Origin of the sequence: Nocardia gamkensis NBRC 108242, assembly GCF_001612985.1 — a bacterium.
Classification (GTDB): domain Bacteria; phylum Actinomycetota; class Actinomycetes; order Mycobacteriales; family Mycobacteriaceae; genus Nocardia; species Nocardia gamkensis.
In genome coordinates, this window is the sequence record NZ_BDBM01000033.1 from 66,564 (window position 1) to 82,062 (window position 15,499).

The 15,499-nt window shown below is 69.5% G+C and carries 16 protein-coding genes; 10 read left to right on the forward strand and 6 right to left on the reverse strand.

Annotation, left to right across the window (positions count from 1 at the left end; genetic code table 11):
• Positions 1 to 7: 7 nt before the first annotated feature.
• Positions 8 to 871, reverse strand: coding sequence for an oxygenase MpaB family protein (locus NG1_RS24560; RefSeq protein WP_062974557.1), 864 nt, complete (start codon positions 869 to 871; stop codon positions 8 to 10).
• A gap of 168 nt (positions 872 to 1,039) precedes the next feature.
• Here NG1_RS24560 and NG1_RS24565 point away from each other — a divergent pair, with 168 nt between their 5' ends.
• Positions 1,040 to 1,672, forward strand: a complete 633-nt coding sequence (locus NG1_RS24565; RefSeq protein WP_062974559.1) for a TetR/AcrR family transcriptional regulator — start codon at positions 1,040 to 1,042, stop codon at positions 1,670 to 1,672.
• Between the two features lie 5 nt (positions 1,673 to 1,677).
• Here the strand turns inward: NG1_RS24565 and NG1_RS24570 are convergent, their stop codons facing one another.
• Together NG1_RS24570 and NG1_RS24575 are read right to left on the reverse strand one after the other, a co-directional pair.
• On the reverse strand, positions 1,678 to 2,397 hold the full coding sequence (locus NG1_RS24570) for a hypothetical protein (protein WP_063910424.1): 720 nt from the start codon (positions 2,395 to 2,397) through the stop codon (positions 1,678 to 1,680).
• Positions 2,398 to 2,500: 103 nt separating this feature from the next.
• A complete protein-coding gene (locus tag NG1_RS24575; RefSeq protein WP_062974561.1) occupies positions 2,501 to 3,352 on the reverse strand; it encodes an oxygenase MpaB family protein in 852 nt (283 codons plus the stop codon).
• A gap of 126 nt (positions 3,353 to 3,478) precedes the next feature.
• Between NG1_RS24575 and NG1_RS24580 the strand changes: the two genes are divergently transcribed.
• Together NG1_RS24580 and NG1_RS24585 are read left to right on the forward strand one after the other, a co-directional pair.
• Positions 3,479 to 4,897 (forward strand): acyl-CoA synthetase, encoded by a 1,419-nt coding sequence (locus NG1_RS24580; protein WP_062974563.1) that lies wholly within the window; start codon positions 3,479 to 3,481, stop codon positions 4,895 to 4,897.
• Positions 4,898 to 4,930: 33 nt separating this feature from the next.
• Entirely contained in the window at positions 4,931 to 5,323 is a 393-nt protein-coding gene (locus tag NG1_RS24585) for a PPOX class F420-dependent oxidoreductase (RefSeq protein WP_062974565.1), read from the forward strand.
• 50 nt (positions 5,324 to 5,373) lie between these two features.
• Here NG1_RS24585 and dapD read toward each other — a convergent pair whose 3' ends face one another.
• A complete protein-coding gene (dapD, locus tag NG1_RS24590; protein ID WP_040869509.1) occupies positions 5,374 to 6,321 on the reverse strand; it encodes a 2,3,4,5-tetrahydropyridine-2,6-dicarboxylate N-succinyltransferase in 948 nt (315 codons plus the stop codon).
• 146 nt (positions 6,322 to 6,467) lie between these two features.
• Here dapD and dapE point away from each other — a divergent pair, with 146 nt between their 5' ends.
• The 7 genes from dapE to NG1_RS24625 all read left to right on the forward strand — a co-directional run bounded on the left by dapE (position 6,468) and on the right by NG1_RS24625 (position 13,769).
• A complete protein-coding gene (gene dapE, locus NG1_RS24595; RefSeq protein WP_062974567.1) occupies positions 6,468 to 7,571 on the forward strand; it encodes a succinyl-diaminopimelate desuccinylase in 1,104 nt (367 codons plus the stop codon).
• Between the two features lie 79 nt (positions 7,572 to 7,650).
• Positions 7,651 to 8,430, forward strand: a complete 780-nt coding sequence (locus NG1_RS24600; protein ID WP_062974622.1) for an enoyl-CoA hydratase-related protein — start codon at positions 7,651 to 7,653, stop codon at positions 8,428 to 8,430.
• Positions 8,431 to 8,743: 313 nt separating this feature from the next.
• On the forward strand, positions 8,744 to 9,553 hold the full coding sequence (locus NG1_RS24605) for an LOG family protein (protein WP_062974569.1): 810 nt from the start codon (positions 8,744 to 8,746) through the stop codon (positions 9,551 to 9,553).
• Positions 9,547 to 10,107 carry an LOG family protein gene (locus NG1_RS24610; RefSeq protein WP_040869508.1) on the forward strand — a complete coding sequence of 187 codons (561 nt, stop codon included), beginning with the start codon at positions 9,547 to 9,549 and terminating at the stop codon, positions 10,105 to 10,107. Before NG1_RS24605 ends, NG1_RS24610 begins: the two co-directional genes overlap by 7 nt.
• A 14-nt stretch (positions 10,108 to 10,121) precedes the next feature.
• On the forward strand, positions 10,122 to 11,891 hold the full coding sequence (locus NG1_RS24615) for a long-chain-acyl-CoA synthetase (protein WP_084499164.1): 1,770 nt from the start codon (positions 10,122 to 10,124) through the stop codon (positions 11,889 to 11,891).
• Between the two features lie 58 nt (positions 11,892 to 11,949).
• Positions 11,950 to 12,834, forward strand: coding sequence for a dihydropteroate synthase (folP, locus tag NG1_RS24620; RefSeq protein ID WP_062974572.1), 885 nt, complete (start codon positions 11,950 to 11,952; stop codon positions 12,832 to 12,834).
• Positions 12,831 to 13,769 carry a glucosyl-3-phosphoglycerate synthase gene (locus NG1_RS24625; RefSeq protein WP_062974573.1) on the forward strand — a complete coding sequence of 313 codons (939 nt, stop codon included), beginning with the start codon at positions 12,831 to 12,833 and terminating at the stop codon, positions 13,767 to 13,769. The genes folP and NG1_RS24625 overlap by 4 nt, the downstream gene beginning before the upstream one ends.
• 34 nt (positions 13,770 to 13,803) lie before the next feature.
• Here the strand turns inward: NG1_RS24625 and NG1_RS24630 are convergent, their stop codons facing one another.
• Both NG1_RS24630 and NG1_RS24635 read right to left on the reverse strand, forming a co-directional pair.
• Positions 13,804 to 14,139, reverse strand: coding sequence for a hypothetical protein (locus tag NG1_RS24630; RefSeq protein WP_062974574.1), 336 nt, complete (start codon positions 14,137 to 14,139; stop codon positions 13,804 to 13,806).
• 226 nt (positions 14,140 to 14,365) lie between these two features.
• Entirely contained in the window at positions 14,366 to 15,442 is a 1,077-nt protein-coding gene (locus NG1_RS24635; protein ID WP_062974575.1) for an XdhC family protein, read from the reverse strand.
• Positions 15,443 to 15,499 lie beyond the last annotated feature (57 nt).

Below are 15,499 nucleotides of genomic sequence, written 5' to 3' on the forward strand. Positions count from 1 at the left end.
CGCGCGGTTACACCAGCGGCTTCCCCTGCCGCAGCCGCCGGCGCAGGTCGTAGTGGTAGGCGTTGAGCGGGAACATCCGTGCCGATTTCGGCAGTCGCCGGTGCACGGCCCCGATGGCCCGCAGCAGCCGGTCCAGGCGCCGCTGGTCGCGGTCGGTCCAGGTCATGCCCATCTCATCCCGCAGGTGCTGCGGGAGCAGGCCGGTGACGATGAAGCGTTGCAGCCCGGCGAAGACCACCTGTACCGGTCGCGGCATCATCTTCAGGTCGATCAGGCCGTCGAAGTAGTCCCGCAGTTCGGGCTCGATGCCGTACTTCTTCAAGTTCTCGTCCCAATACCGCTGGAATGCCTCGCGATTCGCCGGCCACATCTCCGGCCGCATCTGCAAGGTGGTGCCCAGGCGCGCGGCGTAGTCGTAGAAGGCGTCGGCGGTGGCAGCGTCCATGGGGCCGTGCATCCGGGTGTAGAGGTCATCGATGCCCCAGTACAGGCAGGCCGCGACCCACAGCTGCAGGTTCGGGTCGAAAGCGTTGTATTTCACCGGGCTCGCCGCGGTGGAGCGCACCGACCGGTGCGACACGTTGACGGACTCGCGGTACGCCTCGCGCTCGGCATCCGACCCGAGCAACGCGACGGCGATATAGGTGAGTGTGGTGCGCAGCCGCTTGATCGGATGCAGCGTGACCTTGCCGCTGTCGACGGTGCTCTCCAGGACGCCGCGGCCGACCGGGCGCAAGCTCAGCTGCATGATGACATTGGCCGCGCCGCCGAGAAAGGCGGCGATGCCGTCCACGTACTCTTCGACCGTCTCCGGCGTGAGGACTCGGCTGGGGTCGGGCTCGTGCTCGGCGGTGCGCAGCGGCGCGGTCATCGTCGACCTCGTCTTTCGTGTCGGCCCGATCCGGGAAGTATCGGTCGATGAGAAGATTATGCCCCAACTTTCTCATCGACTCGCGGCTGGTGTCAATCATGCGAGAAGACGGTGACGGTGTGCGATGCTGAAAGTGTCATCGTTTCGATCTCGCGGATAGGGTTGGGTATGGCCAGGTTGACCAGGCTGCTGCCGCTGGTGCGCAGCGCTGCCCCCGAGGATCGCAACCAGGCGCGAGTGCTGGACGCGGCGCTGCTGGCGTTCCTCGACTTCGGTATCAAGCGGACCAGCATGGTCGAAGTCGCGCGCCGCGGGGGACTGTCGCTGGCCACGCTCTATCGCCGCTTCGCGAGCAAAACCGATCTGATCAGGGCCGTCGGGCTGCGGCAGACGCGCGATTTCATCGAGGAGGTCGACGCCGCGCTCCAGCGCCAGGTGGACCGGAACGCGAGCGCGGAAGATCAGATCGTCGAACTGTTCGCCGCGTTCATCAACGGCCTGCGCGGAAATCAGCTGATCCACCGGCTGCTGGCCACCGAACCCGAACTCGTGCTGCCCTACCTGACCACCCAGGGCGCTCCGGTCATCGAACTCGGGCGGGACTACCTGGCCGAATTCATCACCCGCTTGCAGCGCGAAGGCAAGCTGCCGGAATACGATCCGGAGCCGTTGGCCGAGATGATCGCCCGTACCGCGCTGTCACTGGCGCTGACGCCGCAGACCGTCATCCCGCTCGGTGACGACGCGTCGATCCGGCAGTTCGCGCGCGACCACGTGGTGGTGTCGTTCCGGGTGCGCTGACCGGCTCAGCGGTGCAGCGGGACCCCGGTGATCATCGCCCAGAGCGCGGCCGTCACGTCCGCGGTCTGCTCGGCCGAGGTACCGCGAGTGTGCGCGGTCACCGCGAAACCGGGGCCGTAGGAGGCCGAGGCGACCTCCGGCTCGCCGAGATCCGACCAGCCCCATTTCGTGCCGAGCACGAACGGCCACCGTGCGGTGCCCCAGTCCTGTTCGGTGCCGTCTTGGGCCGTCGATCCCGCCGCCGCCATCCATTCGAAGATCGGTGATCCGGGATCGGTGCGCAGTTTCGTGGCCAGGAAGTCGGAGACGTCGGCGGCGCTGGTCGTCCCCGCGCCCCAATTGGGTCCGGGCGTCGTCTCGGCCAGCCCGTATTCGGCGGCGATGGCGGCGATGGCCTGGGGATACTTGGCCTCCATCACGCTCGCCGCGCCGTCATCGGAATAGCGGATCATTTGCTCTCCTAGGAATCGATCCTCGGACGAGCCGTCGCCATGGCGCAGGGCGTAGTCGGCCAAGAAGAGTTTGGACAGCGACAGGCTGGAGCGCGACTCGTGTTCGTTCGCCGTGCCCCAGCCGATGCCCACCGAGGTGCGCACGGAAATCGCCGTGCGCGGCGGTACTACGGCCACCTCGGTCTCCGCGGTCTCGTCGGCGCAGGCTACCGGGGCGGACAGCGCCAGGAGCGCGCCGGCGACGAGCGCGGTCACGGTCAATCGGTAGCCCATCTTCTCCTCCTGGCTCGCGTCGCCGGACCGCCGATCGGGACAACACGATCGGATGTACGTGATGCGATTGCCCAGTAGTAGCTATACGAAACGGAGTTCGCCGTCAGACCAGGCGTACGCCTAGCCGACGCCGGACGCGCATATCGAGGAGATAGGCGTTCAGGGGAAACAGGCGGATCGGTCGCGGGAGCCGGGATTGCGTGGCCCCGACCGCGCGCAAGATGTGGGCGAGTGCGCGCTCGTCGCGGCCGGTCCAGGTCATCCCCATCTCGGCGCGCAGATGCTCGGGCAGCAGGCCGGTCACGAAGAAGCGATGCAGGCGCCCGAACGCCAGCTGCGCGGGCCGGGGCAGCATGCGCAGGTCGACGAGGTCGTCGAAATAGGCACGGACGACCGGGTCGATGCTGGTCTTCGCGAGATTCGTGGCCCAGTACTCCGCGAAGGCGTGCCGGTCGGCCGGCCACATCGATTCGGGCATCTGAAGGGTGGTGCCGAGCCGGGCGGCCAGATGGTAGAACGCGTCGGCCGTCGCCTCGTCCATCGGGCCGTGCATGCGCTCGTACAGATCCTGCGCTCCCCGATGCAGGCAGGCCGCGACCCAGAGTTGCAGAGCGGGGTCGAAGGCGTTGTAGCGCACCGGGCTCGACGCGGTCGAGTGGACCGGGCGGTGTGAGACGTCCACCGCCTCGCGATAGGCGGTGCGCTCCTCGTCCGTGCCGAGCATCGCCACCGAGAGGTAGGTCAGGGTGGTGCGCAGTCGTTTGATCGGATGCAACATCACGTTGCCGCTGTGCACGGTGCTCTCCAGTACGCCGTAGCCGACCGGCGGAGTGCTCAGCTGCATGATGACGTTCGCGACGCCGCCGAACAAGCCGGCTACGCCGTCGATGTATTGCCCGACGTCGAAGGCGTCCAGCGATTCGGGGGAACGCGTGGCGGGAAGTGGCCTGGTCATCGTCGACCTCGCAGTGCTGAGAAAGCTATGCAACAACGTTCTCACCACGTCAGCGGAAGTGTCAACCGTCACAGCCCGCACCGGTCGCCACGCGCCGCGGTGGACCCGGCGAAGTAGCGTGGGCGGATGTCGTTCGGTCCGCCGCTGCTGCTCAGTTCGCTGAACCCGCTCGCCGTCGCAGGCGGAGCGGACATCCCCGACGCCGTCACCATCGACGGGACCACCCTGTCCCGCAGTGATCTGCTGGGCGCGGCCACTTCGGTGGCCGAACGCGTCGCGCGCGCCGAGCGGGTGGCGGTGCTCGCAGGCCCCACGGTGGAGACCGTGCTCGCGGTGGTCGGCTGCCTCATCGCGGGTGTCACCGTGGTGCCCGTGCCGCCGGACTCCGGAACCGCGGAGCGCGCGCACATCCTGGCCGATTCGGGTGCTCAGGCGTGGCTGGGGAAAGCGCCGCAGGACGCGGAACTGCCCGTGGTGCCGGTGCGGCGGCACGCCAGGTCATGGCACACCTACCCCGAACCCGACCCGGCCGCTACGGCATTCGTGCTGTACACCTCGGGAACCACCGGTTTGCCCAAGGGCGTGATGCTCAGCAGGGGCGCGATCGCCGCCGGTCTTGACGCTCTCGCCGACGCATGGGCCTGGACCGTGAGCGACACACTGGTGCACGGACTTCCGCTGTTCCACGTGCACGGGCTGATCCTCGGCCTGCTCGGCCCGCTGCGCGTGGGCAGCCCGTTGGTCCACACCGGCAAGCCGACGCCGCAGGCGTACGCGGCGGCCGGAGGTTCGCTGTACTTCGGTGTGCCGACCGTGTGGTCGCGGGTGGTCGAGGACCCCGACTCGGCGAAGCGATTGTCCGGCGCGCGGCTGCTGGTCTCCGGTAGTGCGCCACTGCCAGTGCCGGTGTTCGAGCGACTGCGCGAGCTCACCGGGCACGCGCCGGTCGAGCGCTACGGCATGAGCGAGACCATGATCACGCTGTCCACCCGGGCCGACGGCGAGCGCAGGCCGGGATGGGTCGGCACGCCGGTGCGCGGCGTGCGCACCCGGCTGCGCGACGAGTCCGGCTCCCCGGTCCCGCACGACGGCGAGAGCATCGGCGGCCTTCAAGTGTCCGGGCCCATGCTCTTCGACGGTTATCTGAACCGACCGGAGGCGACCGCGCAGAGCTGGACCGAGGACGGATGGTTCCGGACCGGCGACGTCGCCGCGATCGACGCGGAGGGCTTCCACCGCATCGTCGGCCGGGAATCGGTGGACCTCATCAAATCCGGTGGCTACCGGGTCGGCGCCGGGGAGGTCGAGACGGTGCTGCTCGGCCATCCGGCGGTCGCGGAGGTCGCGGTGGTCGGCTTGCCCGACGACGACCTCGGTCAGCGCATCACCGCCTTCGTCGTGCTGCGCGATGCCGCGACCGAACGCGAACTGATCGACCATGTCGCCGGTGAACTCTCGGTGCACAAGCGTCCGCGCGAGATCCGCGTGGTCGACGCACTGCCGCGCAACGCGATGGGCAAGGTGCAGAAGAACAAGCTGGGTTGACCTCGAGTTCGGTAGAGGTTCTACGGTCGGCCCATGACTTCGACCCTGACCCCCGAACAGATCGACTACCTGCACACCCAGCGCCTGGGCCGGCTGGCCACCGTCCGGCCCGACGGCACCCCGCAGAACAACCCCGTCGGCTTCCGCTACAACGCCGACCTGGGCACCATCGACATCGCGGGCTGGAACATGGGTGCCTCGTGGAAATTCCGCAACCTCGCCACCAACGACCACGTCGCATTCGTCGTCGACGACGTCGCCTCGGTCCAGCCATGGCGGGTCCGCTGCCTCGAAATCCGCGGCACCGCCGAAGCGCTCACCGACGTCGACCCGTACATCTCCGGGGTCTCCCGCGAAATGATCCGCATCCATCCCCGACGCGTAATCGCCTTCGGGCTCTCGGGTGAGTCTCCCGACCCCGCCTGATCCGGCCGAGGCTGCACGAGTGGCACCTGATCGCGCCACTCGTGGCAGTTCTAGTCGTTGGCGTGGAGGTCGGCGTTGAGTTCGATGCCGGTGCCCTTGCGGGGGACCACCTCGACGGCGCCGGTGGTGGAATTGCGGCGGAACAGCAGGTTGTCGCGGCCGGCCAGGTCGGCCGCCTTGACGAGGGTGCCGTCGGGGGTGGTGACCTTGGTGCCCGCGGTCAGGTAGAGGCCCGCCTCGACCACGCAGTCGTTGCCGAGTGGGATACCGAGGCCGGAGTTCGCGCCGAGCAGCGAGCGCTCGCCGATGGAGATGACCTTGGTGCCACCGCCGGAGAGCGTGCCCATGGTGGACGCGCCGCCGCCGATGTCGGAGCCGTCGCCGACCACAACGCCCGCGGAGATGCGGCCCTCGATCATCGAGGCGCCGAGGGTGCCCGCGTTGAAGTTCACGAAGCCTTCGTGCATGACGGTGGTGCCGGAGGCCAGGTGCGCGCCGAGGCGGACGCGGTCGGCGTCGCCGATGCGGACGCCGGAGGGCAGCACGTAGTCGACCATGCGCGGGAACTTGTCCACGCTGTACACGGTGACCGGACCGCGGGCGCGCAGCTTGGCGCGGGTGGCCTCGAAGCCCTCCACCGCGGCGGGGCCGTGGTTGGTCCACACCACGTTGGTCAGCAGGCCGAACTGGCCGTCCAGACTCACCTCGTGCGGCTTGACCAGGCGGTGCGAGAGCAGGTGCAAGCGCAGGTAGACGTCGTGCGCGTCGACCGGGGCGGCGGACAGGTCGGCGATCGTGGTGCGCACCGCGATCACGTCGACCCCGCGGGCGTCGTCGAAGCCCAGCAGCGCCGCGTACTCGGCGGGCGCCTCGTCCAGCCGCTTGGTGCCGGTCTCGGCGAACTCGCCCAGCTGCGGGGCCGGGTACCACGTGTCCAGTACGGTCCCGTCCGCGGTCACATTGGCGATACCGACTGCTGCTGCTCCCTGGATGCTCACGGCCTAGAGGTTACCGACCCGCGCCGGACAACGGTGCGGCTGCTCCGGCGACCGCCGTCACCGCCGCGACCGCTCCCGGAAGAGGCGGCCGCGACCCGAGGCGGCATGCGGGCCGTGGCGGGTGAGCGGGTCGTAGGGTGAAGCGCGTGACCATCGACCTGCATGCCGACCCGATCGCACTGACCGCCGCACTCGTCGACATCCCGAGCGTCTCGCGCGACGAGGCGGCCATCACCGACGTGGTGGAGCGGGCGTTGCGTGAGCAGACGACGGGGTTCGAGATCCTCCGGCACGGAAACGTGGTGCTGGCGCGCACCCAGCGTGGGCTGCCCACCCGGGTGATCCTGGCCGGGCACCTGGACACCGTGCCGATCGCCGACAACGTGCCCGGCCGGTTCGAGGTGAGCCCGGTGGGTGAGCGGGTCCTCTACGGCTGCGGCTCGGTGGACATGAAGTCGGGCGACGCGGTCTTTCTGCACCTCGCCGCTACCGTCGCCGACCTGGTGCACGACCTGACCCTGATCTTCTACGACGGGGAGGAGATCGCCGCCGAGTTCAACGGGCTCGGGCACATCGAGCGCGATCTGCCCGACTGGCTCACCGGCGACCTCGCCGTCCTCGGCGAACCGTCCGGCGGCTGGATCGAGGCCGGTTGCCAGGGCGCGCTGCGCGCTCGGCTGCGCACCTCCGGCGTGCGCGCGCACGCGGCGCGGGCGTGGCTGGGCGACAACGCGATTCACCGGCTGGCCCCGATACTGCAGCGGCTGGCCGACTATCGCGCGCGGGAAGTGGACATCGACGGCTGCGTCTATCGCGAGGGCTTGTCCGCCGTGCAGGTCGAGGCCGGAGTCGCGGGCAATGTCGTGCCGGACGCCGCCGAGCTGGAGGTCAACTTCCGTTTCGCTCCCGACCGCACGATCGACCAAGCCGTCGAGCACGTGCGCGAGGTCTTCGCCGGACTCGAGCTGTCCTTCGAGGTGATCGACGCGGCGCCGGGCGCGCTGCCCGGCCTGACGGCGCCGGCGGCCAAGGACCTGATCGACTCGGTGCAGCGCCACGGCGGCGGCGGTGTCCGCGCGAAGTACGGCTGGACCGACGTCTCGCGTTTCGCGGCCCGCGGCATCCCCGCCGTCAACTTCGGTCCCGGCGATCCCAACCTCGCGCACAAGCGCGACGAGCACGTCCCCGTCCACCAGATCACCGCCGTCACCGCCATGTTGCGCAGCTACCTGAGCAGCGCACCGGACTGAACGCTCCGCGCGGGTCGTTCTCTGAAATCGGGTTTTCGGACCTGTCGTGTCGCTGCTCGCAGAGATCTACGGTGGAGATATGACCGCCTTGGAGTATCGGCATCTGCTGGTCGCGCGGGACGGCGACACTGTGCGCATCACCATGAACCGGCCGGAGCGGCGCAACGCGCTGTCGGGTGACCACCTGGCCGAACTGCTCGCCTCGTTCCGGGCCGCAGGGGAGACCGACGCCACCGGGATAGTGCTCGGGGCGCGCGGCCCGGTGTTCTGCGCGGGCCACGATTTCGCCGATGTCGCCGCGCGCGACTTGCTCGGCGTGCGGGAACTGCTCACGCTGTGCACCGAACTCATGTCGACCATCCAGTCGGTGCCGCAGGTGGTGATCGCCCGGGTACACGGTCTGGCCACGGCCGCAGGCTGCCAGCTGGTGGCCTCCTGCGATCTGGCCGTCGCCGCAGAATCCGCCGGTTTCGCGCTCCCCGGCGGCAAGGGTGGCTGGTTCTGCCACACCCCCGCGGTGCCGGTGGCCCGCGCCGTCGGACGTAAACGCCTGATGGAAATGGCCCTCACCGGCGACCCGATCGATGCCCGCACCGCCGAACAGTGGGGCCTTATCAACCGAGCGGTGCCGGACGCCGAGCTGGACACTGCCGTGGCTGCGTTGCTCGCCCGCGCCACCCGGGGCAGCCGGGCCAGCAAGGCACTCGGCAAACGCACTCTCTACAGCCAGCTCGACCGTCCCGAAGCGGACGCCTACACGCTCGCCCTGGAAGTCATGGCCGCCGCCGCTCAACTCCCCGGCGCCCGTGAAGGAATGGCGGCCTTCCTGGCGAAGCGCCCGCCCGCCTGGCCCGATTAGCGCAGGGAGCGCCTTTCCCCGGCGTCGGAATCGCGAGCGCCGCCGTCATCACGTACCCACCGAGGCCGGACGGAGAGTGACTCGGGCGAGGCGGGGCGGCGCGGCGGTTCGTGGAGTGGCCGACTCCTCCGCGGGCCGCGTCCGCGTCGAACGCCGCGATCCAGTGTCCGACCCGGCGTGATCCGTACCGTGACGTGCGCGCCGAACGCCGAGATTGCGGCCGCGTCTCGGCCGGCCTTCGCCCGGCTGAACGCCGGACGACTTCTCCCGTCCAGCCCCTGGGTCCGCCTTGCCGGACGGTAGCGTGGAACGCATGTCCACCGACGCCGCGGACCGTGAGGTCGCCCCCAAACCCAAGTCGACACCGAAATTCCGCGGCCCGATCATGTTTCGCCGCGAGCGGGCCGACGGCGTGGGCACCGCCGACCGGCACCTGCTGGACAAGCGTGGCGACACCGACTGGGTACACACCGATCCATGGCGCGTGCTGCGCATCCAAGCCGAGTTCGTCGAGGGCTTCGGCGCGCTCGCCGAGGTGCCGCGGGCGGTGACCGTCTTCGGTTCCGCGCGCACGTCCGCCGACCACCCGGAATACCAGGCAGGGCGGGCCATCGGCGCCGCGCTGGCGCGGGCCGGTTTCGCGGTGATCACCGGCGGCGGCCCCGGCGCGATGGAGGCGGCGAACCGGGGCGCCTGCGAGGCGGGCGGCTACTCGATCGGCCTCGGCATCGAGCTGCCGTTCGAGCAGAGCCTCAACGACTGGGTCGACCTGGGCATCAATTTCCGGTACTTCTTCGTCCGCAAGACGATGTTCGTGAAGTACTCGCAGGCGTTCATCTGCCTGCCCGGCGGTTTCGGCACGCTCGACGAGTTGTTCGAGGCGCTGACGCTGGTGCAGACGCACAAGATCACCCGGTTTCCCATCATCCTGTTCGGCACCAGGTACTGGGCGGGCCTGGTCGATTGGCTGCGCGATTCGCTCGGCGGTTCGGGCAAGATCGCCCCCGGCGACCTCGGTCTGCTGCACGTGACCGACAGCGTCGAGGAGGTCGTGCACATCATCCAGGCCGCCGCGGAGGCGGGTGGCGCCGAGGACGCGATCGGGACGGAGGATCAGTGGTGAGCGATCGGCCTTTCGCCGTCTGTGTCTACTGCTCGGCGAGCACCACCGACCAGGACTACCTCTCGCTTGCCGCCCGGGTGGGCACCGAGATCGCCCGGCGCGGTTGGCAACTGGTGTCCGGCGGCGGGCACGTCTCGATGATGGGCGCGGTCGCCACCGCGGCGCGCGCGGGCGGCGCGAACACCATCGGCGTGATCCCGAAACACCTGGTGCACCGGGAGGTCGCCGACGTCGACGCCGACGAGTTGGTGGTCACCGACACCATGCGCCAGCGCAAGCAGGTGATGGAGGACCGCGCCGACGCCTTCCTCACCCTGCCCGGCGGCATCGGCACGCTGGAGGAGTTCTTCGAGGCCTGGACCGGCGGGTATCTGGGACAGCACGAGAAGTCCGTTGTTGTGCTGGATCCCAATGGTTTCTTCCGCGGGTTGTTCTCCTGGCTGGACGAGTTGTACGAGCGGAAGTTCGTTCCCCAGACGGCATTGGACCGGATTACCGTGGTGACCGATCTCCCGTCCGCGTTCGCGGCACTGGAGGCGGCGCGGACCCAGTGAGGAGAGCTGAAGACGTGAGCACCGACGCCCGCTCGACGGTGAGTTTGTTCGACCTCGCCCGAAATCTTCCCGGGATGGCCCTTGACGCGCCGGGCATGCTCCGCAACGCGATGAGCATGCTGGTGACGGCGGATTCCGAGTCCTCGGTGGGGCTGTATTTCCAGCGCAACGCCCACCGGCATCCGGATCGGTTGTTCCTGCGGTTCGAGGGGGCGACCTTCACCTACGGTCAGGCCAACGCGCAGGTGAACCGGTATGCGAGCGTGCTCGCGGACCGGGGGGTGCGGCGCGGCGACGTGGTCGGCGTGCTGATGACCAACCGGCCGGAGACACTGTTCGTCGTGCTGGCCACGGTCAAGCTCGGTGCCACCGTGGGGTTGCTCAACCACCATCAGCGCGACAACGTGCTGGCGCACAGCTTCGGCCTGCTCGACAGCGTGCTGAACGTGGTGGGCGCGGAATGCGCCGACGCGATCGACTCGCTGCCCGAGCCACCCGCCGACGTCCTCGCCGCCGACGAACTCCACGAGGCGGCCCGTGACGCCGACGACGCCGATCCACCGAGTTGTGCGGAGATCACCGCGCGGGAGCGGGCGTTCCTCATCTTCACCTCCGGCACCACCGGACTGCCCAAGGCCAGCGTGATGACCCATCTGCGCTGGACCAAGAGCATGGCAGGCCTGGGCGGCCTGGGAATTCGCCTGCGCGGCAACGACACTCTGTACTGCTGCCTGCCGCTGTACCACAACAACGCGCTCACCGTCGCGTTGTCCGCGGTGCTGGCCTCCGGCGGCACACTCGCGCTCGGCCGTGGTTTCTCCGCGTCCCGGTTCTGGGACGAGGTCATCCGCGAGCAGGCCACGGCGTTCATCTACATCGGCGAGCTGTGCCGCTACCTGGTCAACCAGCCCGCCAAGCCGACCGATCGCCAGCACCTGGTCCGGCTCGCCGTCGGCAACGGGCTGCGTCCGGAACTGTGGGACGAGTTCAAATCCCGGTTCGGCATCGAACGGATCGTGGAGTTCTACGGCGCGAGCGAGGCGAACATCGCGTTCGTCAACGCCTTCGGCGTGGATCGCACGGCAGGTTTCGGTCCGCTGCCGTACGCCGTCGTGGAGTACGACGAGGAGACCGGGAAAGCCAAGCGGGACAACAAGGGCCGTTTGCGCCGGGTCGGCACCGGCGAGGTCGGGCTGCTGCTGGCCAAGGTGACCGACCGCTCGCCGTTCGACGGTTACACCGACAAGGACGCCACCGAGGCCAAGCTGGTGCGCGACGGCTTCCAGGCCGGGGACGTCTGGTTCGACACCGGCGACCTGGTCCGGGAGCAGGGCTGGCATCACATCGCGTTCGTCGACCGGCTCGGCGACACGTTCCGCTGGAAGGGCGAGAACGTGGCGACCACCGAGGTGGAGGGCGCGCTGAGCAAGGCGGAGCAGATCGCCCAAGCGGTGGTCTACGGCGTGGACATCCCCGGGACGGACGGCAAGGCGGGCATGGCCGCGGTGACGCTGCGTCCCGGCGCGGAATTCGACGGGGCGGCGGTGGCGAAGCTGGTCTACCAGCAATTGCCGGGGTATGCCGTGCCCCTGTTCATTCGTATCGTCCACGAACTGGAGCAGACCTCCACGTTCAAAAGCCGCAAGGTCGAACTGCGCAAGCAGGGGTATGCCCCGGACCCCGACAGCACGCTGTACGTCCTCGCGGGCCGCACCGAGGGCTATGTCCCCGCCTACGACGACTATGCCGCCGAGGTAGCGGCGGGACGGGCGCCCAAGAGCTGAGGGGCAAGATCAGCACGGCCTGAAGACCCGGAGTGACGGACTGGCTACAGTCGTTGACATGTTCAGCTCGACCGCGGCGCCGCTTCCCACGCTGTGCGGCAGGCCGGTGGCGACGGATCGAGCGCTGGTGATGGCGATCGTGAATCGCACGCCGGACTCGTTCTACGACCGCGGCGCCACGTTCACCGACGCGGCGGCGATGGAGGCCGTGGCGCGCGCGGTGGACGAGGGCGCCGACCTCGTCGACATCGGCGGGGTGAAAGCCGGGCCGGGCGATTCGGTGGACGCGGCCGAGGAGACGCGCCGGGTGGTGCCGTTCGTCGCGGCCATCCGCGCGAAGTACCCGCAGCTACTGATCAGCGTCGACACCTGGCGGGCCGAGGTGGCGCTGGCGGCGGTGGGCGAGGGGGCGGATCTGATCAACGACACCTGGGCGGGCGCCGATCCCGATCTCGTTTCGGTGGCCGCCGCGCACGGCGCCGGTGTGGTGTGCAGCCACACCGGTGGCGCGGTGCCGCGCACCCGGCCGCATCGGGTCCGCTACGCCGACGTGGTGAGTGAGGTCACCGAAACCGTGGTGCAGGCCGCGGAGAACGCGCTCGCGGCCGGGGTGCGCCGGGATTCGATTCTGATCGATCCGACGCACGATTTCGGCAAGAACACCTATCACGGGCTCGAACTGTTGCGCCGAGTCGACGTTCTTGTAAAAACCGGATGGCCACTCTTGATGGCGCTGAGCAACAAGGATTTCATCGGGGAGACTTTAGGTGTCGGTCTTTCCGAACGGCTGGAGGGCACATTGGCGGCAACAGCATGGTCGGCGGCGGCCGGCGCCCGAGTCTTCCGTGTCCACGAAGTCGCCGCGACCCGGCGGGTCGTGGACATGATCGCCGCGATCCAGGGCATCCGGCCCCCCGCACGAACCTTGCGAGGTCTGGCATGACATTTCAACACCGTGAGCCCGCCTGGGCGACGACCCATACCTGGGACACCCCGAACTGGCGAGTGGACGAACTCGTCCGCGCCAAAGCCGGGCGCACCGTGTCGGTGGTGCTGCCCGCGCTGAACGAAGAACGGACCGTGGCCGACGTGGTGGCCAGCATCCGGCCGCTGCTCGGCACGCTGGTCGACGAGCTGATCGTGCTGGACTCCGGGTCGACCGACGCCACCGCGGAGCGCGCCCGTGCGGCGGGCGCGGAGGTGATCAGCCGCGAGCAGGCGGTGCCGGAGCTCGAGCCGGTCCCGGGCAAGGGCGAGGTGCTGTGGCGCTCCCTGGCGGTGACCAGCGGTGATCTCATCGCTTTCGTCGACTCCGACCTGATCGACCCGGATCCCGCCTTCGTCCCGAAGTTGCTCGGTCCGTTGCTCACGGTCGGCGACATGCATCTGGCCAAGGCCTATTACCGCAGGCCGCTGCGACAAGGCGGCGCGGTGGACGCGGCCGGCGGTGGCCGTGTCACCGAACTGGTCGCCCGGCCGCTGCTGGCCGCGCTGCGACCGGAACTCTCCCAGGTTCTGCAGCCGCTCGGCGGTGAATACGCGGGCACCCGCGAACTGCTCACCTCGGTGCCGTTCGCGCCGGGCTACGGCGTCGAGATCGGGCTGCTGCTGGACACCTACGACCGGCTCGGCATGTCCGCGATCGGCCAGGTCAATTTGGGCGTGCGCACGCACCGCAACCGGCCGCTGGCCGACCTGGGGGTGATGAGCCGCCAGATTCTCGGCACCGTGCTCGGGCGCAGCGGCATCCAGGACTCGGGTGCGGCGCTGACCCAGTTCCCGCTGATCGGCGACGAGTTCACGGCGCACCGCACCGAGGTCTCCCTGATGGACCGCCCGCCGATGAACACCTTGCGGCCCGCGTGGGCGGCGGCCTGAACCGCTCCACCACCGTGGCGGCGCCGGGATACGGTCAGGCCCCTTCGGTGTGGGGGTCCCGCATGTATCCCGCTTCGATCAGGGTGCGGAAGGCCGCGAGTTTGTAGACGCACTCGGCCGGTTCACAGATCCGGTGGCGTTGCATGAGTTCGTGTGCCTCCGCCACGGTCAACGGCTCGACGGGCATCTGCTGCGGCCTGCCGATCGGGCAGGTCGGTAGCAGGCGCGCGGGCAGTTGTTCCGCGATCACGTGCTGGGCGACGCCGACCCGGCGCCGCCGGTTCGCCGGTCCGTACATCAGTCCGATGGTGGCGACCAGGCCGGCGGCGCCGGCGAGCGAGCAGAGGACGGCGATCTGGGTGGCGGTCACGGCGCTTTCTCCTCTCGGTGGGGCGGGCCGGGCAGAGCGTGGCGGGGCCGAAGCGCGAACGCACCGTCACCTACTCATAGTTAACTTTCAGCAAATTAAGTGTGAGCCGAGGCGGCGCGCCGTGCAAGAGGAAAAGTGGGACGCGCAACCGACGTGGTGTGCGGCTTTATGACCGGGTATGCCCGTTGGCCAGGTGCTCAACCGCCCCATAGACAACTTTGAGCAATCAGCGGTGAATGGGTCCGTCGATGCGGTCCAGCGGCAGAGCGGAGGCCCCACCGCGTTCGGCCAGGATCTGGGCGGCGATCGAGATCGCCGTCTCGTCCGGTGTTCGCGCGCCGAGATCGAGCCCGACCGGACTGCGCAGCCGGCCGAGCTGGTCGTCGGTGACACCCGCGGCCCGCAGGCGCTCGACGCGCTCGGCGTGCGTGCGGCGGGATCCGAGCGCGCCGACGAAGCCGATGCGCGGGCACGACAGCGCCGTCACCAGCATCGGCACATCGAATTTGGCGTCGTGGGTGAGCACGCAGACGACGGTGCGCTGGTCGATCCGCCCCGCCTCCTGTTCCTCGCCCAGATACCGGTGCGGCCAATCCACGACGACCTCGTGGGCGGCGGGAAATCTGGCGGCGGTGGCGAAGGTCTCGCGGGCGTCCACCACCGTCACCCGGTAGCCGAGTTGACGGCCGGTGCGGCTGAGCGCGCGCACGAAGTCGTTGGCGCCCGCCAGGATCATCCGCGCCGGAGCCGCGAAAACCTGGACGAACGTCCGAGGTCGTGGCGCGCCGTGTGCCGCGCACTCGTCGGCGCCCACCACCCCGCAGCGGCCCGCGGCCAGCAGCGCCCGCGCGTCGCGGTCGACGTCGTGCCACGGTTCGGTATCGGCGGTCGTCAGCAGCTTCCATTCCGGTGCGGCGTCCATGGTGGTCGCCGCGGCGACGGGGGAGCCGTCCTCGATCCGCTGCCGTAACGCGGTGAGCAGCGGGAGTCGTTCGGGTGCGACGCGCTCGACGAACACCTCGATCTCGCCGCCGCAGCTCAAGCCCACCGCCGGCCCGTCGGAGTCGGCATAGCCGAACCGGTCGGTCACCGCATGGCCGCTGCTCAGGACCTCCTGCGCCGACGCGACGACGGCCGCCTCGACGCAGCCACCGGACAGCGAGCCGTGTACGTCGCCGGAGCCGGTGACGAGCATCGCCGCTCCGAGTTCGCGAGGCCCGGCGCCGGTCGTGTCCACCACGCGAGCCAGCGCGACCGGCCCGAGCGGCAGCAGGGTGAGCAATTGCCCGAGTATCGCGCGCACCGGAATCCGGTCCTTTCGGCGAGCGGGTCCAGCGCATCGGGCCCGAGACAGCCGGCG